Consider the following 22,395-nt stretch of genomic DNA (forward strand, 5'->3'; position numbering starts at 1 on the left):
GAAGGGCGGACTCCAGGGATGGAGTCCGCAACGCCGTCATGGCGTTTTTGGGGGGGCTCCCTTCGGGCGAGCCGCTGGCCGGTTATCTGCGGCGTTGCATTTCTTGGGCCGCTCTTGCGCATCCCTGCGCCCGCGGCATTTGTGCGTCCATGCACTTCAAAGGGCGCGCCATTCCCTGCGAAACGCGCCCTGCATCTGGCCGGCCAGCGGCTCGCTGAAAGCACCGCCAAGCATGCAACAGTACACTGGCGGATGCTTCAGGGTTTTTGTTGTCGCTAGCGTTCTGCTGGGCCTTTCCGCTTGCAGCATGCCCCAGACGCGGGACACGGGGTACCATCATGTCCGATCCGGGGATACCCTCTATTCCATCGCGTTTGACTACGGGCTGGATTACCGTGAAATCGCCCGCTGGAATCGGATCATTTCTCCCTATCGCATCTATCCCGGGCAGCAGCTTTCCCTCACCCCGTCAGACCGAAAGAGCCTGAAGTCGCTGGCCTATTATTCGAAGCCGGTCGAAGACAAGTCCATCAGAGCCTGGAAACCGGAACAGCGCGGTGAATCGCCGAAACCACAGGCCAGACTTACAACCACACCCACTAAAAAGCGAACCCCGTCTGCCAGCCGTGCCACTGCCAGCCGTTCCGCTGCCAAAACGTTCCCCATTGAACGAACCGAGTCTCCCCAGAATCAAAAGGTCACCGCATCCACCAAATGGCGGTGGCCTACGACAGGCAAGGTCGTTACGCGTTTTGCGCTCCAGAAAGGTAAAAAGGGTATCGACATCCAGGGCCAAGCGGGACAGATGGTCCTGGCGACGGCCGGAGGCCAGGTGGTATATAGCGGTAAAGGTTTGATTGGATACGGAAATATGGTGATCATCAAACACAGCGACACCTATCTGAGTGCCTATGGCCATAACCGCCGGTTATTGGTCGGGGAGGGTGAACAGGTCAAGCCGGGACAAAAGATCGCCGAAATGGGGCAAAGGTCCAAATCAGGGTCTATACTTCATTTTGAGATCCGTAAGAACGGACGTCCTGTGGACCCCATGCGTTATTTACCGACAAAAAACTAGGGATTTTCTATGGCGAAGAAAAGTCTCAATGAAGTCGCGGTCTTTGAAGCCTACGTAGAGGAGAGTTCGGACCGGCAGGAACCGGTTGTAGATGCAGAGGAGGAGAAAAACCAGTTCACCGCCGGGGATGTGCCTGATGGCCAGATGGACGCAACCCGATTGTATCTGAGCGAAATTGGTTTTTCACCGCTGCTGTCAGCGGAAGAAGAGGTTTTTTATGCGCGCCTGGCCCAAAAGGGTGACGAGAGCGCGCGTAAGCGGATGATCGAGTCCAACCTGCGACTGGTGGTGAAAATCGCCCGGCGCTACCTGAATCGGGGCCTGGCACTGCTCGACCTGATTGAAGAGGGCAATCTCGGGCTCATCCGCGCAGTAGAAAAATTCGATCCTGAGCGTGGTTTCCGTTTTTCCACCTACGCAACCTGGTGGATTCGGCAAACCATTGAGCGGGCCATCATGAATCAGACCCGGACAATTCGCCTGCCAATCCATGTGGTCAAGGAGATCAATGTCTACCTGCGGGCAGCGCGCCAACTGGCCCAAAAACTGGACCACGACCCTACGCCCGAGGAGATTTCAGAGGTTCTCGACAAGCCGGTCGAAGACGTTAAACGAATGTTGAGCCTCAATGAGCGGGTTACGTCGGTGGATGTGCCGCTCGGGCGTGATGCCGACAAATCGGTGCTGGACTCCATTCCGGACGACAATAACATCGACCCCTCGGACCTGCTTCAGGATAGCAACTTGAAGACCAACATCAGTGCCTGGCTCACGAAGCTTTCCGACAAACAGCGGGAAGTGGTCGAAAGACGCTTTGGTCTTCACGGGCACGATGTGAGTACATTGGAAGACGTTGGCAACCAGATCGGCGTCACCCGTGAACGGGTTCGCCAAATCCAGATCGAGGCCCTGCGGCGCATGCGCGAGATCATGGAGAAAGAGGGCTACAGCGGCGAGGCACTTTAGGAGTCCGAGAACATCGTTTTTTGTAGGTTGGGGTGAGTTACGCGAACCCCAACGCTGATTTGGTTGGGCTTCGTTCCTCAGCGCCAACCTGCATTTTGGAGCCCGCTACTATTCTGGGACAGGCTTCTAATGCTCATCCGGCTCCAAAAATCACAGAGGACACAGGAGACAACACTATCGTTTCCGTGGCCTCTATGGTTTGAACCGTCCGCTCCTCAGGGAATCAGCAGTGCGGCCGCGACGCGTCGACCTTCGGCGGCAAGAATATTGTACGTTCGGCAAGCGGCGCGCGAGTCCATAATCTCCAATCCCACCCCACGTTCGGCAAAAACGGCGGAGATTTCCGGCCGCGGAAAACGCAACGATGCGCCCGTGCCGAAGATAACCACCTCCGGCTCCAGAGCCGCCACCTGCTCGAAGTGGTCGGCTTCGAGTTCGTCGAGCTTCTCCGGGGGCCAGTCTTCCACCAGAGTCTCCCGGGTGATCACAAAGCTGTGGGTCAGGTGTTTACGGCCACGATTTTCACTGTTCGCCTCCGAAGCGGGCAGAGCCACAATGATTTCACCATCGCTATATCCGTGGATGGCGTAGCCGCCGGCAGTAAGGTCCTGAGAGAATTTCATCGGTTTTGGACGATTTTTGGGGTAGGCTGTTCAATTCAGGGTCGTCGAGCGCACCGGGATGTGTTTGCTGCGTAGCTCCGAGGAGTTGGCTCGCCGGAACGGGAAACGTGAGTAGTATTCTTCCTTCTTTGCTGCGCTGTCAATTGACAGGAAACGCACACGTTCAGTAATGTTAGCAGCTTTCCATTCGCCGCCGCGAATTCCGCGGACGTCGTCCATTAATTCCATATTCCGGTACGCCAGACTTGATTGAAGAATTCCACAGGATCAAGCGTTTACCTCCGTATGTCTTCAATATCGTTAATGACCTGAAGGCCAAGGCCCGGGCGTGCGGCGAAGACATCATCGATTTCGGGATGGGTAATCCCGACCAGCCCACGCCTAAACATATCGTGGACAAGCTGGTGGAGGTCGCGCAACGTAACAATACTCACCGCTATTCGGTGTCGCGGGGTATCCCTCGCCTGCGGCGGGCCATTACCCGTTGGTACAAAGATCGCTACGGTGTCGATTTGGATCCCGATGATGAGGCGATCGTCACCATAGGCTCCAAAGAGGGACTTGCCCATCTGGCATTGGCGACGGTCGGCCCCGGCGACGCAGTTCTGGTCCCCAACCCGGCTTACCCGATTCACCCCTACGGTTTTGTCATCGCCGGGGCGGATATCCGGCACGTGCCGCTGGTGCCGGGGGTGGATTTTTTCGCCGAGCTGAAAAAGGCGATAAAGGATTCCTGGCCCCGGCCCAAAATGCTCATCCTCAACTTCCCCGGTAATCCCACTACCCAGTGCGTGGAACTGGAATTCTTCGAGAAGGTGATCGAGGTGGCCCGTGAGCACCAGATTTGGGTGGTGCATGACATCGCCTATGCCGATCTCGTTTTCGACGGCTACAAAGCGCCGTCGATTCTCGAAGTCCCCGGAGCGAAAGAGGTGGCGGTGGAGTTCTTCTCGCTCTCCAAGAGTTACAGTATGCCCGGCTGGCGGGTCGGTTTCATGTGTGGCAACAGGACGCTGGTCGCGGCACTGGCACGTATGAAGTCCTATCTGGACTACGGCATGTTCACCCCCATTCAGGTCGCTGCCATCGCTGCACTGGAGGGGCCACAGGATTGCGTCGAAGAGATCCGTGAAATGTATTGCAGCCGTCGGGATACGCTCTGTGACGGCCTTAACAATCTGGGTTGGGAAGTGGAGAAGCCGAAGGCGACCATGTTCGTTTGGGCGCCCATCCCGCAAGCCTACCGGCATTTGGGCTCGCTGGAGTTTTCCAAAAAGCTGCTGCAGGAGGCCAAGGTCGCGGTTTCCCCGGGTATCGGGTTCGGCGAATACGGTGATGACCATATCCGTTTCGGACTTATCGAAAATGAACACCGTACACGCCAGGCCGTGCGGGGCATCCGTGAGATGTTCCGTAAGGATGGCCTGTTGTGACAGAGGGGGAAGAGAACGTGGAACCGGTTAAGGTTGGCCTGCTGGGCCTCGGTACCGTCGGCGGTGGAACCATCAATCTTCTGCAAGAGAATGCCGAAGAGATCATGCGCCGCGCCGGGCGGGGGATCGAGGTGATCCATGCCGCCGCGCGCGATTTGAACAAACCGCGCATCTGCGATACCGAAGGTATCGCTCTGACCACCGATCCGAATGAGGTGGTGGACAATCCGGACGTGGACGTGATTCTGGAGTTGATCGGGGGCGAGGGACTGGCTCGCGACGCAATGCTGCGGGCGATTGAGAACGGCAAGCACATCGTGACCGCCAACAAGGCCCTGATCGCCAAACACGGTAACGAGATCTTTGCCGCTGCCGAGGCCCGGGGAGTGATGGTCGCCTTTGAAGCGGCGGTGGCTGGAGGTATCCCCATCATCAAGGGCCTGCGCGAAGGGCTCGCCGCCAACCGGATCGAGTGGCTGGCCGGGATTATCAACGGCACCGGCAACTTTATCCTGACTGAAATGCGGGACGAGGATCGCGATTTTGCCGATGTCCTCGCCGAGGCGCAGCGACTCGGCTATGCCGAAGCGGATCCCACGTTTGATGTGGAAGGCATCGATGCAGCCCACAAGCTGGCCATCATGGCCTCTATCGCATTTGGAATGCCGCTGAAGTTCGATAGCGTCTACACCGAGGGCATCACCCATGTGACCCGAGACGATGTTACCTTTGCCGAAGAACTCGGTTACCGCATCAAGCACCTGGGCATCGCCCGGCGTACCTGGAACGGTATCGAGCTGCGGGTCCATCCGACGTTGATCCCGGAGCGGCAGTTGATCGCCAATGTGGACGGGGTGATGAATGCCGTAGTCGTGAAGGGCAATATGGTCGGTCCGACGCTCTACTATGGCGCGGGTGCCGGGGCCGAGCCTACGGCCTCCGCCGTGGTGGCGGACCTCATCGACGTGGTGCGCGCCCTATCATGCGCCCCAGAGAGCCGGGTGCCGCATCTCGGTGTCCAGCCGCAAGCGCTTGCCGATGAATCGATCCTGGCCATGGACGAGGTGGAGACCGCCTACTATCTGCGCATGCAGGTGGTGGATCGCCCCGGTGTTCTGGCGGATCTCACCCGGACCTTCGCGGACCTGGAGATCTCCATCGAGGCTGTGGTCCAGAAAGAGCCACCGCCGGGAGAGAGTCTGGTTACCATCATCCTGCTTACGCGCACCGTGCAGGAGATACAGATGGTCAAGGCGATGGAAATGCTCGGCGACATGGACGCCATCTTTGGCGACGTGACCCGTATTCGCCTCGAATACCTGCAGTGATTGGGTTGAAGAGCGCCGGGCCGCGAAAAAAATTCACGAATTCACGGCAAAGACGCCAAGAGCGCAAAGAATTGAAGCGCTTTTCGCACGCGTAGCCAAGAGGGAAACGGCCGAACCGCGGGCGATACAGGAAAATCACAGCAAAAACTTTGCGTCCTTTGCGTCTTTGCGGTGAATAAACCAGGTTAGGAACAGGAACGAAACAACATGCCTTTTCGCACTCGCTATACCGGATTGATCGACCGTTATCGTGACCGCCTTCCGGTCCGTGATGATACCCGCATTATCAGTTTGGGTGAGGGCAACACCCCGCTGATCCGGCTGAATAACATTCCCCGTGAACTCGGTAAGGACGTGGACATTTACGTCAAATACGAGGGACTCAATCCGACGGGTTCGTTCAAGGACCGCGGCATGACGATGGCGGTTACCAAGGCGGTGGAAGAAGACTCCAGGGCCATTATCTGCGCCTCGACCGGCAACACCTCGGCGGCCGCGGCGGCCTATGCCTCACGCGCCGGCATCACCGCCTTTGTGTTGATCCCGGATGGCAAGATTGCCATGGGCAAGTTGGCCCAGGCGATGATGCACGGCTCGACCGTGATTCAGATCAAGGGCAACTTCGATGACGGCATGCGGCTGGTCAAGGAGGTCGCTACCCAGGCCCCTGTGACCATCGTCAATTCCATCAATCCGTACCGGATTCAGGGGCAGAAGACGGCCGCCTTCGAGATTGTCGAAGAGCTTGGCGGTGCACCGGACTTCCACTGCATCCCTGTGGGCAATGCCGGCAACATCACTGCCCATTGGATGGGATACAGCGAGTACAAGGATCACGGCATCGTCAACACCACTCCGACCATGGTGGGCTACCAGGCTGCCGGAGCGGCCCCGTTCATGCGCGGCGAGATGGTGGACGAGCCGGAAACCGTCGCCACCGCCATTCGTATCGGCCATCCGCAAAGCTGGGACAAAGCCTGGAACGTGAAGAAGGAGTCCGGCGGCTGGTTCGATGAATGCACCGATGAAGTGATTCTCGAAGCGCAAAAATGGCTTGCCCGCAAGGAGGGTGTCTTCTGCGAACCCGCATCCGCCGCCTCGCTGGCCGGCGCCATGCGGGACATCAAATCGGGCAAGATTCCCGAAGGCAGCAAGATCGTCTGTACGTTGACGGGCCACGGCCTGAAGGATCCCGATACCGCCATTGCCCAGAGTCAGGGTGGCCTGATGACGGTCGAGGCCAACCTCGACTCGGTCAAGCGCGCCATTCTCGATAACATGGCCGAGTGACCGGCACCACTCTCGCCATTGCGGCGCCGTGGCTGCTCGAAACCGCGGCAGCCACGGATCGGGCGCCGGCGCTGGAGATTCTGTTTTGGCGAGGCGACCGCCGTAACCATCTCCCCAGGTCGGAATCCCGGCTCTACTGGCATCTTTTCGATCGGGCCCCGCTGGACGGCGATCTACCCGTCGGCGCGCTGTGCCGTTACGCCGATATCGGAGAGGCGTTCGAGGGCTGCTGGCTGAAGGCGGACCCGGTTCACCTCGTTGCGGATCGCGACAGGGTGATGCTGACCGGTACGGTGACCGATCTGGAACCCCACGAAATCCAATCGCTGGTAAAGGCCTTCAATGATCTCTTCGGAGAAGATGGCTGCGAGCTGGAAGCGGGAGCCGCCGGCTTGCGGCTGCGCACGCCGTTGAGTTGTGCCGCGAACACCACGCCCTTGGATGAGGCGATCGGCCGGGATATTCACCCCCTGCTACCCGATGGCCCCGACCGATTGGAGTGGCATCGATTCCTTACCGAGTTACAGATGTTGCTGCACGGCAGCCCGATCAATGAGACACGGGAAGCCAGCGGGCGTCTTCCCGTTAACAGCCTCTGGCTGTGGGGAGCGGGTGAACTTCCGCCCTTCGTAGCAAGCCCATGGGGCTCGGTGTATACGCAGGACGGCTTGGTTGCCGGCCTCACTCGCCGCAGCGGTGGATCGAGCGACGCGGTGCCCGATTCCCTTGCTGAATTGGAGGTCTTTGGCAACCAGCTGCTGGTTCTGCCGGCTCCGAACACCGAGGGGCGGGAACTATCGATATCTTCACTGGAAGAGCAGTGGTTTCTCCCCCTGGAGAGGGCTCTGCGAACAGAGCGACTGGGCCGATTGCTTCTTTATCCGGGGAACGGATGGGAAGTGAGCATTACCAGTGGCCGATTGCGCCGGTTCTGGCGGCGATGTCGCCCCTTAAAGGAGGCTTTTTGATGCCGCTGTCGGGCCGCAAACGAATCGTACGCCGGGAAACCGGGTCTATTCCGGCTGCTCTTGCCGACCTGCATCCGGTGCTGGCGCGGGTCTGCGCCGGGCGGCGGGTGCAATCGGCCGAGGAACTGGAGCACGGCCTGGAGCGGCTTCTCCCGTTCGATGCACTCAAGGGAATCGGCGGTGCCGTCCGTCTGCTGGAGAGGGCGCTGCGAGAGGGGTGGTCGATTACCGTCGTGGGGGATTTCGATGCCGACGGCGCCACCAGTACGGCAGTCGCGGTGCGCGCCCTCCGGTCGATGGGTGTGGAGCGGGTGGATTTTCTGGTTCCGAATCGCTTCGAGTACGGTTACGGCCTGACTCCGGAAATCGTTGCCGTGGTTGCCGAGCGGCGCCCGGACCTCATCGTGACCGTGGACAATGGCATCTCATCCCTGGATGGAGTGGCGGCGGCGAAGGCTGCAGGGATGCACGTGCTGGTAACGGACCACCACCTGCCGGGCGAACACCTCCCCGAGGCCGATGCCATGGTCAACCCCAATCAGCCCGGCGATCGCTTTGCCTCGAAGGCGTTGGCTGGCGTAGGTGTTATCTTTTACGTCATGCTGGCCCTGCGCGCTCATCTGCGCGAGCAGGGCTGGTTTGAGCAGCAGGGCGTTGAGCCGCCCAACCTGGCCCGCCTGCTGGACTTGGTCGCGCTGGGAACAGTGGCCGATGTGGTCCCGCTGGAACACAACAACCGTATCCTGGTGGCGCAGGGGCTGGGCCGAATACGGGCAGGCAAGGGAAGTCCTGGCATCCAGGCGCTGATCGAGATCGCCAACCGAAGGCCTGAGCGGCTGGTGTCCGGGGATTTTGGCTTCGCCATTGGCCCCCGCCTCAATGCCGCCGGCCGCATGGATGATATGAGCGTGGGTATCCGCTGTCTGCTCAGCTACGATCTGCACGAAGCGCGCAAACTGGCGGCCGAACTGGAAAATCTCAACCGGGCGCGGCGCGAAACCGAACAATCCATGCGCGAGGAGGCGATGGAAGAGCTGCAGCGGATGCACCTGGAAAGCGACGGTGAATTGCCCTTCGGGCTCTGCCTCTATGATCCCGCCTGGCATGAAGGGGTGATCGGGATCCTGGCCTCGCGGATCAAGGAGCGCGTTCACCGTCCGGTTATCGTCTTTACCGATGCCGGCACGGGCGACATCAAGGGCTCGGCGCGATCCGTGCCGGGGGTGCATATCCGTGATGCCCTCGATGCCATCGCTGCACGCCATCCGGCGATGCTAAAACGATTCGGCGGGCACGCCATGGCGGCCGGCCTCACCCTGCATGCCGATGTGCTGGAGGAATTCCGGCTGCTCTTCGACAGCGAAGTGCGCCGTCATCTGAATGCCGATGATCTCAATGGTGTGGTGGCGAGCGATGGACCGCTGGAGGCGGAGGCCATCGGCCTTGAACTGGCCGACACCCTGCGGATGGCCGTGCCCTGGGGGCAGGGCTTTCCCGAACCGGTCTTCGATGACCGATTCGAAGTGGTCTCCAAACGCATCGTCGGTGAGCGTCACATGAAGCTGCTGCTGAAAAAGCCCGGCTCCGAGGGGCACCTGTTCGACGCCATCGCCTTTAATGCCGACCTGGCGATGTGGGAAACCTCGCCAAAGATGGTCGAGGCCGCCTTTCGACTCGACGTCAACGAATACCGCGGTCGCCGTAGCGTGCAATTTATCATCGAACATCTCGAACCGGCGGCTGAAGGGAAAGCAACTGCAGTAATCACTGAGAACGCCGAATTCACCGAAGGTTGAATACGTGTTCCAAATTGGTGTCCATGCATGTAGGAGCGACGGAAGTCGCGATAACCCGAATCGCGGCTTCCGCCGCTCCTACAGGTATCTCGGTATGTCACCGAAGGAGCGTGTTGGACATGATTTGGAAACAGCTATTTAGGAGCGTGTCACCGGTGGTTCCTCGAGAGCACCCCACCGGTTCACCCCGAAGCGGGCCGTGGTGTATGATACCCGGCTGTTTTTCCGCACCTTTTCGGAGCACGAGTTTCTGATGATCGAAATCAACCCCATCATCACCCGCATCAAGGAAATGCAAGGGCGGACGGATGCCCTTAGGGGGTATCTTTGACTTCGATACCAAGCGTGAACGGCTGGTAGAGGTCAACCGCGAACTGGAGGATCCCTCCGTCTGGGAAAATCCCGAGCGGGCCCAGGAGCTGGGCCGCGAGCGGGCACAGTTGGAGCGTATCGTCGGTACTATCGAATCTCTCGATGCGGTACTCGTCGACGCCAGGGAACTGGTGGAGATGGCCGCCGAGGAGGACGATGAGGCGACCATCGAGTCGGTAGTCGCCGATCTGGAGACCGCCGATCGCAAACTGGCGGACCTCGAGTTCCGCCGTATGTTCTCCGGCGATCACGACGAAAAGAGCGCCTATCTGGATATTCAGGCGGGCTCCGGCGGCACCGAGGCCCAGGACTGGGCCAACATGCTGCTGCGCATGTACCTGCGTTGGGGCGAGCGCCACGGCTTCAAGACGGAACTGCTGGAGGTCTCCGAAGGCGATGTGGCCGGGATCAAAAGTGCCACCATTCATTTCGATGGCGAATATGCCTTCGGGTGGCTGCGGACCGAAATTGGTGTCCACCGGCTGGTGCGGAAATCTCCATTCGATTCCGGCAACCGTCGACACACCTCGTTTGCGTCGGTGTTTGTCTCACCGGAGGTGGACGACGATATCGATATCGAAATCAATCCGGCCGATCTGCGCATCGACGTCTATCGTGCCTCCGGTGCCGGCGGGCAGCACGTCAACCGGACCGAATCGGCGGTGCGCATCACCCACCAGCCGACAGGTACCGTGGTGCAGTGTCAGAGCGAGCGCTCCCAGCACCAGAACAAGGATCGCTCCATGAAGCAGCTCAAGGCCAAGCTCTACGAACTGGAACTGCAAAAGCGTAATGCCGAGGCACAGGTACTGGAAGACTCCAAATCCGATATCGGCTGGGGCAGTCAGATCCGCTCATACGTACTGGATCAGTCCCGTATCAAGGACCTGCGGACCGGCGTGGAGACGGGCAATACCCAGGCCGTTCTCGATGGCGAACTCGATCCCTTCATCGAGGCGAGCCTGAAAAGCGGATTGTAGAGACATTAACCACGGGGACACGGGGATTCTTGCTAAATGATTAGTGTCCTTTGGACACCATCTGGCGATGGTAAGCCCCACCCCTGGCGATCAGACCAAAACCGGATCTCGGATATTTTAAACCCCCGTGTTCCCCGTGAACCCCGTGGTTAACAGAAAGAATCGAATCATGAGCGATAACCAGAATAACCAGGACGAACACAAGCTGATTGCCGAGCGCCGCGCGAAGCTTGCGATACTGCGCGAGCAGGGCATGGCGTTCCCCAACGACTTTCGGCGTAACGTCATGGCGGGCGAGCTGCATGCACGCTACAGCGAGATGGATGAAGAGACGCTCGTGTCGGAGAACATCCGTGTCGCTATCGCCGGGCGGATGATGAGTCGGCGCATCATGGGCAAGGCCTCGTTTGCCCATGTGAAGGACATGTCCGGTCAGATTCAGCTGTTTGTACAGCGCGACGCCCTGCCGGAGGAGTTCTACAACACCCGATTCAAGAAGTGGGACATTGGCGATATCATCGGCGCCGAGGGCGTGCTGTTTCGCACCAAGACCGGTGAACTCTCGGTCAAGGTGGATAGTGTGAAGCTGCTGACCAAATCCCTGCGCCCGCTCCCGGAGAAGTGGCACGGCCTGACCGATCAGGAGGCCCGCTACCGGCAGCGCTACATCGATCTCATCATCAACGATGTGACCCGCGATACCTTCCGGATCCGTTCGCAGGTCGTCCACCATATTCGCGAGTTCCTGGTGCACCGGGGCTTCCTGGAAGTGGAGACACCGATGATGCAGGCGATTCCGGGCGGTGCCGCCGCACGGCCGTTCGTCACCTTCCACAATGCCCTGGACATGGAGCTCTATCTGCGAATCGCGCCGGAGCTGTACCTGAAGCGGCTTGTGGTGGGCGGATTCGAAAAGGTGTTCGAGATCAATCGCAACTTCCGTAACGAGGGTCTCTCTACCCGGCACAACCCCGAGTTCACGATGCTGGAGTTCTACCAGGCGTACGCCGATTACCGTGAGTTGATGGACCTGACCGAGGCGATGCTGCGCGATGTGGCCCAGCAGGTGCTCGGCACCACCACGGTGGAATACCAGGGCGAGATGTATCACTTTGGCGACGCCTTCAGGCGCATGACCGTCAAGGAGTCCATCCTTCACTTCAACCCGGACCTGTCTGAAGCACAGCTCGATGAGCTGGAGTCGGCGCGTCAGGTCGCAAAACAGCTCGACATTCCGCTCAAGGACACTTGGGGACTCGGCAAGGTGCAGATTGAAGTCTTTGAAAAGACTGTCGAGCATCGTCTGAAGGAGCCTACTTTCATTACCCGTTACCCGACGGAAGTGTCGCCGCTGGCACGGCCGTGCGACGATGATCCCTTCGTGACCGATCGCTTCGAGTTTTTCGTCGGCGGCCGCGAGATCGCCAATGGCTTTTCGGAGCTCAACGATCCGGAAGATCAGGCAGAGCGCTTCCGCAAACAGGTGGAAGAGAAAGCCGCCGGAGACGAAGAGGCCATGCATTTCGATGCGGACTACATCATTGCTCTCGAACACGGCCTGCCGCCCACCGCGGGCGAAGGCATCGGCATCGATCGGCTGGTGATGCTGTTTACCGACTCGCCCTCCATTCGCGATGTTCTGCTATTCCCGCACATGCGCCCTGAATCCGCTGCGGAATAGTTGGATAAAGGCCTTGCAGGGATGCAGGGCAGATCCGGTGCGGTCATTGGGTCGAATCTCGTCTTCGGAAGGACAAATCCACCTGTGACCACCAATAAAAAGCGGCGTTTTGCCCCGTAACTACTCACCCCTCCGTCATTCCCTGTCACCCCCGCGCAGGCAGGGGTGACAGGGAATGACGGATTTCCTGGGCCGTGCGCGATCACCCAGGCGAGCGGTTACGTTTTGCCTATCTTTGGCACTCTAGAGCGGTGCGAACTCTATCGTTTTCAACCCCCTGCCGGCCCGCTTCTGTGGACCTTTATTAACCCGCTCCGGAATTTTTCAGGATTTTCCTACAGACTTGGGTGCTCTCTTGTGGCACCCTTGTATCGATCACCCGATGTTAGGAAATCGTTAGGAATACCCTCTCTGTCTCATGCCTGTCTTCTACTACAAGGCTGTATCCGAATCAGGTGAATTCGTTGACGGCACCGCGATTGCCGAGTCCCGCCATGCCCTCGAGTTGGAATTACGGCAGGGAGGTCTGGCTGTCAGCAGGATTACCCGGAAAGCGTCATTGGGCAGTCGGCGTTTGAAGCCGGAGTATTTTCTGCTGTTTCTGAACCAGTTTGTAGCCATGATTCGCTCGGGTGTACCGATGCCGGAGGCCGTCGGACTGTGCGGAGCCGGAGGAAAGAATCCCGGGTTCGATTCCACGCTGAGCAGGGTGCGAAGCGATCTGGTGTGCGGGGCCGATTTGCCAACAGCGTTTGGACGTTACTCGTTCTACTTTGAGCCATTGTTTCTGGCTGCCATAAAAACCGGCGTCCAGACAGGAAATCTGGTGGTTGCACTCGAGAGGTATCGAGAGCTCCTTGAGCGCCGAATTACAACCGAAAACCGATTTCGCCAGGCGCTGATGTACCCGGGATTCGTCATCGGTGTTATGGCCCTTATTCTCACAGTGCTCATCGGTTTTTCGTTGCCGCGCTTCATCGGGATGTATGCGGAGATGGGCGCCGAACTCCCCGCCGCGACACGCATTCTTCTGGATATTGTGGATCACCTGCCCCTTATTGCCATGGCCGTCGTTGCTGCGGGGGCAATGTTCGTCATAGTGGCCTCGCGATGGAGGCGAAGAAAACAGTCACGGACGAGGTTTGAACGGATTTTGCTGCGCGTTCCGCTCATTGGCCACTTGCGCAAGACCTATTTATACATCATCCAGGCAGACGCTCTTGCATCACTTTTGAAAAGCGGGATGCCTCTGGTGCAGGCGATTCGGTATGCGGGTGAATCGTTTCCTAGTGCCTTGTTCGGCCAGCGTCTGGCAGATGCTGCGGATTTGGTGGAGCAAGGCAGAACCTTTTCCCATGCCGTCTGGAAAACCGGACTATTTCCGACCGTGTCGAACAAGCTGATAGAGGCTGGAGAGAGGTCGGCCCATCTCGAACAGTCGCTGGCGGAAGTTTCCCGGTTTTCCGATCGCGAATTCGAACATCGTCTTGGCTCTCTCATGGCACTGATTGAACCTATTTTCATCTTACTGACGGGATTCATCGTCGGCTTGGTGATCCTGGTCATGTACCTGCCCATATTCGGACTCGCCGGAGCCATTGCATGAAGGCTCGTTATAAGTCCGCGGCGCTTCACCATCTTGGCAAGGACGGAATGATTTCCGCGCGAAAACTTGCGGAACTCGAGCAAATGGACGAGACCGGGTTTGCTCTTGCTCTGACCGAAGCGCAGGCGGATGAAGTCGGCCACTGGTTGTCCGAACAATTCTATTTTGAGTATCTCCCTCCAGATGATCTCGTGGTCGACGATGAGGTAAAGGAGCTGGCGTCCGGCGACATCGCCGGGGATATCAACGCCATACCTATCCGAATTCAGGATGAGCGGCTGGTTACGGCCATTTATGATCCCTTTGATGATACGTTGCGCGAACAGCTGGAGGCCTATTTTCGCAGGCCTGTCAATCTATGTTTGACCACGCCTCATGCGTTACATCGATTACGTGAAAGGCACGGGTCAGGTGACGAAAAGCTGAGGCGGGCGAGCCGCGGACTTGGTGGCTATTCCACCGAAGCCCTCGAGGACGTCGAAGGTGCAAACATTGACGAAGCCTCCGCACCCGTTGTTCGGTTGGTGAATACCGTGCTGCGGGAGGGTGTCTACCGAAATGCCAGTGACGTACACATAGAAGCCCAGCCGGAAGGTACCGTCATTCGCTTCCGTATCGATGGTGTATTGACGCGCCTGATGGAACCGGTGGCGGCACATTTCCATGGTCCGATCGTATCCCGCATCAAGGTTGTCGCCAGTCTGGACATTGCCGAACACAGATTGCCCCAGGACGGGCGCTTCACCATGGAAATCGACGACAGCGAGATCGATTTCCGCGTTTCCATACTGCCCGGTGCGGTGAAGGAAGCGGTTGTGGTCCGTATTCTGGATCATCGTGCGGTTCCCGGGGGGCTGGATTGTCTTCGCCTGGAGAAGCTCGGTTTCGATGCCCAGGTGAGTTCGCGTGTCAGGGCCGCAATGAAAATGCCCCACGGTCTGGTGCTGGTTACCGGGCCGACCGGCAGTGGAAAGACAACGACCCTTTACAGCGGTATCGGTGAGTTCAACCTCAATACTGAAAAACTCATAACCATTGAGGACCCGGTTGAATACCAATTTCCGAACGTGGTGCAGGTTGCGGTCAACGAAAAAACCGGTCTGACGTTTGCTGCCGGATTGCGATCAATTTTGAGACATGATCCGGACCGGATAATGGTAGGGGAGATTCGTGACCGGGAAACCGCCGAAATAGCGATCCAGAGTGCACTGACCGGTCATCTGGTTCTCTCCACCATACACGCAAACAGCGGTAGCGATGTGGTGGAACGCTTAAGACACATGAATGTTAGTCTCGGAAGTCTTGTGCAGGCGCTAAACGGAATCGTTTCCCAGCGGCTGATAAGGAAGCTCTGTCCCGACTGCCTGAGCATGCAGCCTGTCGATCCGGAAACACTGGCCAGCTTCGGTCTACACAGTTCCGATAAGGAAATGTGGCCAGTACCGGTTGGCTGCGAGAATTGCAACCAGACCGGCTACAGGGGGCGCACGGCGATCGCGGAATTTGTCGATTCGGTAGAGATAGCAGAGCGGCAGCAGGTAGTTCCCAGCGAAGATGATGAAGACCCGCGCCGGTTGCGAATGCAAAAAGCAGCACTGGAGCTGGCGAAAGCCGATATCACCTCCCTTGATGAAGTTCGCCGCGTCTTGGGTGTATGGCAATGAAATTTACGAATTCATCCCTGTCCGCACCGGGTGTTGGGATCATAATCGGCCGAACATCCATATCGCTAGCAAGCAATGTTCGCGATGGATGGCGAAGTCGGAAAACAATCCGGTTGCAAACTTTGAAATCCGAACAGCGCTTTTTCGACGGGTCAGGTGCCTTTGCACCGGAGGTATTCAGGGCAGCAATAGACGAACTGCAGATGGAATTGCATCGACGCAAGCCGAAGTACGTCCAAGTTGCTATCGCCGATCCGGCGGTGAGTTGCTTCGCGGCCGACCACGAAAAGCGCGTCTCGGTTGGTGATGCGAACGCTTTGGCACGTTGGTACCTGGGTAAGATGAAGGGGATTGCCGAACTGGACGGATACAGTGTCGATAGCCAGGTGTGGCGGTCTGCCAACGGGGGCTGGCGACAGATTTCTTCGGCAGTAAACAAGTCGTTGCTGTTTATGCTCGAAAGCGCCCTTGAACGGGAATCACTGACGATTATCGATTCGGTCGCTTCGTTCGTTTGGAACCGGCTCGCGCCGAAAATCCGATCCCAAAAGGGCGCTCAAATTAGGTTAGGTACTGAGTACTGGATGATGCAGATATGGGAGGGAGGATCATTACCCCATATTACTAAAAGCTTCTGGAGAAGTGAGGGTGAAGACACGGAAACCGTCGTGCGGGAGTTTGCACGCAGCTTACTTTTATCATCCGGAGATGAAGGTGCATCGGGATTGACTGTCTATGTGGATAATGGCGCTGCTGACGTCGGGCCATTGATGCAGACGGTTTATGACTTGATGGAGAGAAGGGTATCAGTCGTACCTCACTCTCCACGGCTCCAGATGCGTGAAGTCGTCGCACCTGAGGATAGTGCGATCGGAGACGTCTCGTGGCCGCGTTGACTTACGAAACGAACCATCGTCCGGAGTGGAAACGTCGTTGGGTGCGAATAACCGCTTGGTTCGGACTGTTTGCCATCGCTGTCGCGTTTGGGTCTTTGTATTCCTTCCATCTCAAATATCAGGCGGAAGTCCGGCTTGAGGGGATAAACAACACGCTACGTGAACAAAATGCCGAACTGGTACGTCTTGACGAGGTGCTCGAAGGAACTGCTGAACTTAATCCGGCTCAGCGCGAATTGCTCAAAAGAATTTCCGGGATGGGGCTTCCCAGATACCTCTCGATATCAGAAGCCCTCTACAGACTGGAGCGAAGGCTGCCTAATGATATAAAACTTGTGAGCTACTCCCAGAATCGGATGAGCGGGTCGGTTCAGCTTGTCGCCATCCTGCCCGCGTCCAGCCAGCTATCGCAGCTTGTGGACGATCTGGCCAAGGATGAATCTTTCAAAAGCGTCCGTGTATACAGAAGTCACGGACGCAAGTCCGGTAGAAAGGAAGTCGTATTGAAGTTGTCGGTGCGGGGTGCCGGTGATGAGTGACTTGCGTTCAGGCCGATTGGTTTTTCCGCTCCAGCTCGTGCTTATGGCTTTTCTTGTTTCCAGTATATTGCTCATCGTTTCAACTGCTGATTTATTAGAGATCCGGCATCGTCTGTCATTGGCTGAGCAAGAACTGATTGAAGTAAAAAGTCACATTCTGGAAAGAGAGCGGGTTGTCGAATTGGTGCGCGCCGTTTCCCAGCATCGGGATTTTCTCGACAACATGGAAAACCGTTTGACGCGGAGGACGACACAATCCGAACTGGTCGAGGATATCGAAAGAATGCTGGCACGCCGGAATATCGTAGTGGAAGATCAGAGCTACTCACCGGTGATCATAAAAAATGGCGAACGAAATGTCAGACAGACGATGCAGCTGCGTAGCGACTATCGGGCATTACGTGGGTTTGTCGCCGCACTCGAAGATTCTTCGCGAGGGATTACGGTTGTCGAACAAATAGATATACAGAAAAGTGACACGGATGTATTGGCAACCTCGATTCAGTTGACGAGTTTTCTGGGACAAGAATAATGCGGTTCAGTGTGTTAGGCGCGATTGTCTTCATGATTATTTATGGCAATGCAGTACTCGCCGTTGATTCGGCACGACCTTTGGAGAATGTCGGCGCAATATGGGTTTCGAGGGATGTACCCAGAGTGCCGTTCAGGGACCTTTTCTCCATCAAGGCTACCGAGGCGGATAGGAAGGGAAGCGTTGCGCCAGTGGCGAACGAAAAAAAAAGAGAAGCCAAGAAATCTCAAACAGCGCCAAAAGTAGTCACGGTTCCGACGCTTATCGGGATCGTCCTGAGTGACAGGCGTCAGGCCTTCTTCCTTGACGGAACGGAGCACATCATTGTCCGGGACAATGAGAATATCTCAAGGCGTTATCGGGTCTTGAAAATCGAAAGCGATCGCGTTTTTTTGAGGGATGAACAAACGGGCCTGGAAAGGACGATATTGGCCAATTGAGGGGGCAGGATTGTGGTGGGACGAGTATTGGGGGCGGCACTTGCTGTCGTGGTGGTGACCGGTTGCGCGGCACCCGGTGTGGTGGATAAAGCCAAGGGATATGAGCATAGGCAGGAGTGGCTCAAAGCGGTCGTCGCTTACAGGCAGGCCCGGGAACAGAACCCGTCCGATGTCGAGATCGTGTCGTTGCTCAAGCAGTCGGAGCTGCGCGCTGCAGAATACCACTATCAAGCCGGGATGAGCGCGGTCGCTCAAAACGACTACAACGAGGCGATCGGCCAGTTCGAGCTCGGACTGCTTGCGATGCCCGGGCACGATAAGCTCAAGCTCGCCATGGAAACAGCCGTGCAGCGACAACGGGTGGAACGGCTGAGTGCGGAGGCAAGACGCAATCTGAAAATTGGCGAGCGTGAGGCTGCCCGGGCACTGCTGGTGAAGGCCTATAAAATAGAGCCGGGCAACACTTCGGTGCAGGCACTTATCCGGCAAGCGGCCCAGCCAGCTGAGCCCGAAGTCGAAATGAGCTGGCTGGATTCGGATAAAACCATCACGCTCAACTTCAAAGAAACCGATCTGCGGACGGCATTCAAGTTCCTGGCCGAGGCATTCGACGTTAATGTCATATTCGACAGTGAGCTAAAGGAAAGACCCATTACGCTTTACGCAAAGGATATAACCTTTAATCAGGCACTTAAGTTGATGTTGTCGACGAGCAAGACGTTCTACAAGAAAGTAGGAACGAACACGATTATTCTGGCTGCCGATGCGAAAGACAAAAGAGGACAGTACGAAGATTATCTGGTCCGGACGTTTCATTTGACACACGCTAGGGCCAAAGATGTAGCGGATTTGCTGAAAGGTGTACTCTCTCTGCAGAAGGTCGCTGTGAACGATAGTTTGAACACACTTACGCTCAGGGATCGGGGTCGTGTACTGGAGCTCGCAGCGCAGCTGATTCGGGCAAACGACAGGAAAGTCGCCGAAGTTTTGCTCGAAGTTGAAATCCTCGAGATCAATAAAACCAAGGCCGAACAGCTTGGGTTCGATTATGGATCGGTGCTGTCGTTGGAGTTTCCATCCTATCCGATTGCCGATTCCTTGAGTGGTGTGCTTCGACAAGGAACGATGTCGCTGCCGACGGTGACATTCAGGTATTTCAAACAGAATACGGACGCGAAAACATTGGCAAACCCCAAGATCCGCGTTCTCGATAGCATGGAAGCAAAGATCCATATTGGTGATCGGGTGCCCCTGCGCTCCGCGACCATTCAGGAAGCGACCGGACAGACACGGACGACCTACGAATATACCGATATCGGTATCCGCCTGATGGTGCAACCGAAAGTCAATCTCGATAACAGCACCTTGGTCAAGATGGGACTGGAAGTCAGTAGTCTCGGACAGAATCTGGGCACCACGAACGATCCGGCATTCAGTATCGGGACGCGGAATGCCGATACATTCATGCTGCTGCGCGATGGTGAAACGGCAATTCTTGGCGGGTTGATTCGGGATGATGAGAGGACGACGCGGTTGGAGGTTCCCGGATTGGGACAGATTCCGGTCGTAGGATCTCTGTTTTCTTCTTACGATGAGTCGGTGCAGCGGACCGATGTGCTCCTTACCATTACGCCGAAGGTCATACGCCCCTGGGGTCTCGCCCCGGAACAGACGCGGGTGTTGTACTCCGGGCGTGAAACGCACTACAGCAATCGACCACAGTTCGACACCAGTGATCGCAAGGAGGAATTGGCGACCAAGGCCAAACATGTGAGTCGTTTCGGGAAGGTGGGGCGGAGTACTAATAGAGCTGGTAGGCTGAAATTTGCCGAAAAGCAGTATGCGGTTCGCGTCGGCGACCGGTTTCAGATCGAACTGTCTGTTGGCGATTTCGGCCCGGAAAATCTACTCGATTTGCGATTTTCGGACGAACTGCTGGAGCTTGTCCATGTGGACGGGGCGCAGGCCGTGGAAACGGCTCCATCCAGCGAAGTGGGCCTGGCCTTGCCAAAGGAGCATGGCGATACGATAAAGCTGGAATTTACGGCGCTCAAGGATGGGATCTCCTACATGCTGGTAAGGAGCGGGGGTATGGAAGTCGGAAACAACAACGGCACCGCGGGCACCTATGTGGTCATTCAAGAGGATTGATCGCGAGCCCGGTTTCACCCTCACGGAAATCCTGGTGACGCTCGTCATTATTGGAATTTTGGCATCGGTCGCCATGCCATACGCCGAGGTGACTGTCCGCCGCGAGAAGGAGATCGAATTGCAACATTCACTCCGGCTGATCCGCACGGCGATCGATGACTACCATCAGGACTGGCGGGCTGGACGCTTGGGGTCCTTTGCAGCGGTGAGCCGGGACGGCTATCCCGAGTCGCTGGAGGAACTGATGAAAGGCATCGATTTGGTCGATGGGGGCTTTAGAAAGTACTTGAGAAGAATACCTCCTGATCCCTTTGCCAAAGCCGAACTGCCGGTGGAAGAACATTGGCGGGTTATCGGCTATCGGGACGCTTCGGACTCCGAGACGACGTCGCCCTCGGACATCTACGATGTCCGCAGCGGTTCAGAGCGGCAGGCACTGGATGGGAGCCGTTACCGTGACTGGTAAGGTGAATGGTTTCACGCTCATTGAGCTTCTGGTGGTCCTGTTGCTCATCTCGCTGCTGGCCAGCCTCGCTGCGCCTAGCACCGTGCGAAGCATCGACAAGGCCCGGGAGTCGGCACTGAAAAAGGACCTGGCCGTATTCAGGCAGGCCATCGACGATTACTATGCCGACCACGGCGGCTATCCCGAGGGATTGATGACATTGAAGGATGCTCGTTACCTCCGTGTTATTCCGCCGGATCCAATCAGTGAAGATTCTGAATGGGAAACCGTTCCTGCACCCAACGGCGAAGGAATTACAGATGTTCGCAGTCAGTCACAGCGCATCGGCAGCAATGAAAAGCCCTACTCGAACTGGTGAAGCTGCAGAGAAAGACACCAGGGGATTTACCCTCATCGAACTCCTGGCGGTTCTGCTGATTATCGGGCTGCTGGCGGCATTTGTCGGGCCCTCCATCTACCAGCACATCAAGCCGGCGAAGCGGACCGCGGCACGAACGCAGATCAACAGTCTGTCGGCGGCACTCGATGTCTACTATGTCGATGTAGGCGACTATCCGACCGAACAGCAGGGTCTGGATGCACTCAGGCGTCCGCCCGGCGGGGTCCGCGGCTGGAACGGACCGTACCTTAAACGGGAGATACCGCTGGACCCCTGGGACCAGCCCTATATCTATCGCACATCGGTCGAAATGGGCCCCTACGAGATTCGGTCTTTTGGGAACGATGGCCGGGAAGGGGGTGAAGAGGATGCGCGGGACGTGGTCAGCTGGCAGGCGGACTGAGGGCTTTACCCTGCCGATGGTCCTGGTACTGGCGGTGGTGATGGGAATTCTGGCCGAAGCCGCCGTACTGGCCACCAGTCGTGCGATCCAGGCGGCCAGGGAGCAGGAATTGCTGTTCAGGGGCAACGCCTACCTTTCGGCTATTGCGAGCTATTACCTGGCGGTTCCCGGCTCACCCGAGTATCCGGCTCACATCGATGATCTCTTGATGGACCCGCGGTTTCTTCATCGCAGGCACTTGAGGCGAGCCTATGACGACCCGTTCGGCAGCGAATGGAACGTGCTCAGAAACGAGCACGGAAGAGTCATGGGAATAGCCAGCAGATCGAGGAAAAAGCCCTACAAGTCGGCCAATTTCCCTTTGCGTTACCAGCACTTCGAGGGAAGTGAACAGATCCACCAGTGGCAATTCATTTACCTTCCGGACTAGCCGTTCCCCTGTTGTGTGAGACGTCTTTATCCCGGAGCTCCGGAAAAAATGTGCACGACGTCACAAAATTGGTGTGACGAAATCGGTACCTTTCTCCTAACTAAGAATGAATAAAAATGTAAGGAGTTAGCGCAATGGAATTTGCGTGGTTTCGGCTGGGTACAGGGGCAAATCGGGTCCGTGCACGACGGTTTGTGCTGTTCGGGTTGGTTATCGCATCGGCAGGGTTGCTGGCCGCCAAGGGCGTACCGCAGCTGTTTGCGGCCTCGGCGGAGGCGATTGGCGTAAAGCTTCCCCTTGCTTCGGTAACCACCGGTTCCGATCACGGCTCCAACTCCAAACTCGCCTTCGACCGCTCCACGCTCAGCGGCTAC

At 57.3% G+C, this 22,395-nt stretch carries 23 protein-coding genes; 21 read left to right on the plus strand and 2 right to left on the minus strand.

The annotated features are described in order from the left end of the window. The first annotated feature begins 307 nt into the window (after nucleotides 1-307). Both Q7L05_RS12500 and rpoS read left to right on the plus strand, forming a co-directional pair. Nucleotides 308-1,078 (plus strand): peptidoglycan DD-metalloendopeptidase family protein, encoded by a 771-nt coding sequence (locus Q7L05_RS12500; RefSeq protein ID WP_303907041.1) that lies wholly within the window; start codon nucleotides 308-310, stop codon nucleotides 1,076-1,078. A 9-nt stretch (nucleotides 1,079-1,087) separates the two neighbouring features. Next, nucleotides 1,088-2,044: an RNA polymerase sigma factor RpoS gene (rpoS, locus tag Q7L05_RS12505; protein ID WP_303907044.1), complete on the plus strand. Its 957-nt coding sequence runs from the start codon at nucleotides 1,088-1,090 to the stop codon at nucleotides 2,042-2,044. A 215-nt stretch (nucleotides 2,045-2,259) separates the two neighbouring features. Here rpoS and Q7L05_RS12510 read toward each other — a convergent pair whose 3' ends face one another. Both Q7L05_RS12510 and Q7L05_RS12515 read right to left on the minus strand, forming a co-directional pair. Next, nucleotides 2,260-2,667, minus strand: a complete 408-nt coding sequence (locus tag Q7L05_RS12510) for an Mth938-like domain-containing protein (RefSeq protein WP_303907046.1) — start codon at nucleotides 2,665-2,667, stop codon at nucleotides 2,260-2,262. A 30-nt stretch (nucleotides 2,668-2,697) separates the two neighbouring features. Next, a complete protein-coding gene (locus tag Q7L05_RS12515; RefSeq protein ID WP_303907049.1) occupies nucleotides 2,698-2,886 on the minus strand; it encodes a hypothetical protein in 189 nt (62 codons plus the stop codon). Nucleotides 2,887-2,912: 26 nt separating this feature from the next. Here Q7L05_RS12515 and alaC point away from each other — a divergent pair, with 26 nt between their 5' ends. The 19 genes from alaC to Q7L05_RS12610 form a co-directional block, all read left to right on the plus strand. Next, a complete protein-coding gene (gene alaC, locus Q7L05_RS12520; RefSeq protein WP_303907052.1) occupies nucleotides 2,913-4,100 on the plus strand; it encodes an alanine transaminase in 1,188 nt (395 codons plus the stop codon). A 17-nt stretch (nucleotides 4,101-4,117) separates the two neighbouring features. Next, nucleotides 4,118-5,428: a homoserine dehydrogenase gene (locus Q7L05_RS12525; RefSeq protein WP_303907055.1), complete on the plus strand. Its 1,311-nt coding sequence runs from the start codon at nucleotides 4,118-4,120 to the stop codon at nucleotides 5,426-5,428. A 207-nt stretch (nucleotides 5,429-5,635) separates the two neighbouring features. Next, entirely contained in the window at nucleotides 5,636-6,718 is a 1,083-nt protein-coding gene (gene thrC / locus Q7L05_RS12530) for a threonine synthase (protein WP_303907058.1), read from the plus strand. Further along, the gene (locus Q7L05_RS12535) at nucleotides 6,715-7,686 is read left to right on the plus strand and encodes a hypothetical protein (protein ID WP_303907061.1); all 972 of its coding nucleotides are present in this window, start codon (nucleotides 6,715-6,717) and stop codon (nucleotides 7,684-7,686) included. The genes thrC and Q7L05_RS12535 overlap by 4 nt, the downstream gene beginning before the upstream one ends. Further along, nucleotides 7,686-9,482 (plus strand): single-stranded-DNA-specific exonuclease RecJ, encoded by a 1,797-nt coding sequence (gene recJ, locus Q7L05_RS12540; protein WP_303907063.1) that lies wholly within the window; start codon nucleotides 7,686-7,688, stop codon nucleotides 9,480-9,482. The genes Q7L05_RS12535 and recJ overlap by 1 nt, the downstream gene beginning before the upstream one ends. Nucleotides 9,483-9,735: 253 nt before the next feature. Next, nucleotides 9,736-10,834, plus strand: a protein-coding gene (gene prfB / locus Q7L05_RS12545; RefSeq protein WP_303907103.1) for a peptide chain release factor 2 whose coding sequence is annotated in 2 segments (ribosomal slippage) — nucleotides 9,736-9,810 and nucleotides 9,812-10,834 — 1,098 coding nt in all. Because the reading frame shifts where the segments join, the coding sequence is not laid out codon by codon here. 169 nt (nucleotides 10,835-11,003) lie between these two features. Beyond that, complete coding sequence (gene lysS, locus Q7L05_RS12550; RefSeq protein WP_303907066.1) at nucleotides 11,004-12,515, plus strand: lysine--tRNA ligase; 1,512 nt, start codon at nucleotides 11,004-11,006, stop codon at nucleotides 12,513-12,515. Nucleotides 12,516-12,933: 418 nt separating this feature from the next. Further along, nucleotides 12,934-14,121: a type II secretion system F family protein gene (locus Q7L05_RS12555; protein WP_303907069.1), complete on the plus strand. Its 1,188-nt coding sequence runs from the start codon at nucleotides 12,934-12,936 to the stop codon at nucleotides 14,119-14,121. Then, the gene (locus Q7L05_RS12560) at nucleotides 14,118-15,785 is read left to right on the plus strand and encodes a GspE/PulE family protein (protein WP_303907072.1); all 1,668 of its coding nucleotides are present in this window, start codon (nucleotides 14,118-14,120) and stop codon (nucleotides 15,783-15,785) included. Before Q7L05_RS12555 ends, Q7L05_RS12560 begins: the two co-directional genes overlap by 4 nt. A gap of 122 nt (nucleotides 15,786-15,907) precedes the next feature. After that, entirely contained in the window at nucleotides 15,908-16,681 is a 774-nt protein-coding gene (locus tag Q7L05_RS12565; protein WP_303907074.1) for a hypothetical protein, read from the plus strand. Continuing rightward, on the plus strand, nucleotides 16,669-17,220 hold the full coding sequence (locus Q7L05_RS12570; protein ID WP_303907077.1) for a hypothetical protein: 552 nt from the start codon (nucleotides 16,669-16,671) through the stop codon (nucleotides 17,218-17,220). Before Q7L05_RS12565 ends, Q7L05_RS12570 begins: the two co-directional genes overlap by 13 nt. After that, nucleotides 17,213-17,752, plus strand: coding sequence for a hypothetical protein (locus tag Q7L05_RS12575; RefSeq protein WP_303907080.1), 540 nt, complete (start codon nucleotides 17,213-17,215; stop codon nucleotides 17,750-17,752). The genes Q7L05_RS12570 and Q7L05_RS12575 overlap by 8 nt, the downstream gene beginning before the upstream one ends. Before the next feature lie 32 nt (nucleotides 17,753-17,784). After that, the gene (locus Q7L05_RS12580; RefSeq protein ID WP_303907083.1) at nucleotides 17,785-18,192 is read left to right on the plus strand and encodes a hypothetical protein; all 408 of its coding nucleotides are present in this window, start codon (nucleotides 17,785-17,787) and stop codon (nucleotides 18,190-18,192) included. A 15-nt stretch (nucleotides 18,193-18,207) separates the two neighbouring features. After that, complete coding sequence (locus Q7L05_RS12585; RefSeq protein ID WP_303907086.1) at nucleotides 18,208-20,343, plus strand: secretin N-terminal domain-containing protein; 2,136 nt, start codon at nucleotides 18,208-18,210, stop codon at nucleotides 20,341-20,343. After that, nucleotides 20,321-20,809, plus strand: coding sequence for a type II secretion system protein (locus Q7L05_RS12590; RefSeq protein ID WP_303907089.1), 489 nt, complete (start codon nucleotides 20,321-20,323; stop codon nucleotides 20,807-20,809). The genes Q7L05_RS12585 and Q7L05_RS12590 overlap by 23 nt, the downstream gene beginning before the upstream one ends. Next, entirely contained in the window at nucleotides 20,799-21,167 is a 369-nt protein-coding gene (locus Q7L05_RS12595; protein ID WP_303907092.1) for a prepilin-type N-terminal cleavage/methylation domain-containing protein, read from the plus strand. The genes Q7L05_RS12590 and Q7L05_RS12595 overlap by 11 nt, the downstream gene beginning before the upstream one ends. After that, a complete protein-coding gene (gene gspG, locus Q7L05_RS12600) occupies nucleotides 21,142-21,591 on the plus strand; it encodes a type II secretion system major pseudopilin GspG (RefSeq protein ID WP_303907094.1) in 450 nt (149 codons plus the stop codon). The genes Q7L05_RS12595 and gspG overlap by 26 nt, the downstream gene beginning before the upstream one ends. Next, nucleotides 21,557-22,021, plus strand: coding sequence for a type II secretion system protein (locus Q7L05_RS12605; protein ID WP_303907097.1), 465 nt, complete (start codon nucleotides 21,557-21,559; stop codon nucleotides 22,019-22,021). Before gspG ends, Q7L05_RS12605 begins: the two co-directional genes overlap by 35 nt. A gap of 134 nt (nucleotides 22,022-22,155) precedes the next feature. Then, nucleotides 22,156-22,395 (plus strand): hypothetical protein (locus tag Q7L05_RS12610; RefSeq protein ID WP_303907100.1); only part of this gene is annotated, 240 nt, incomplete at its 3' end.

It is taken from the genome of Thiohalomonas denitrificans (assembly GCF_016841685.1).
GTDB classification, from domain to species: domain Bacteria; phylum Pseudomonadota; class Gammaproteobacteria; order Thiohalomonadales; family Thiohalomonadaceae; genus Thiohalomonas; species Thiohalomonas denitrificans_A.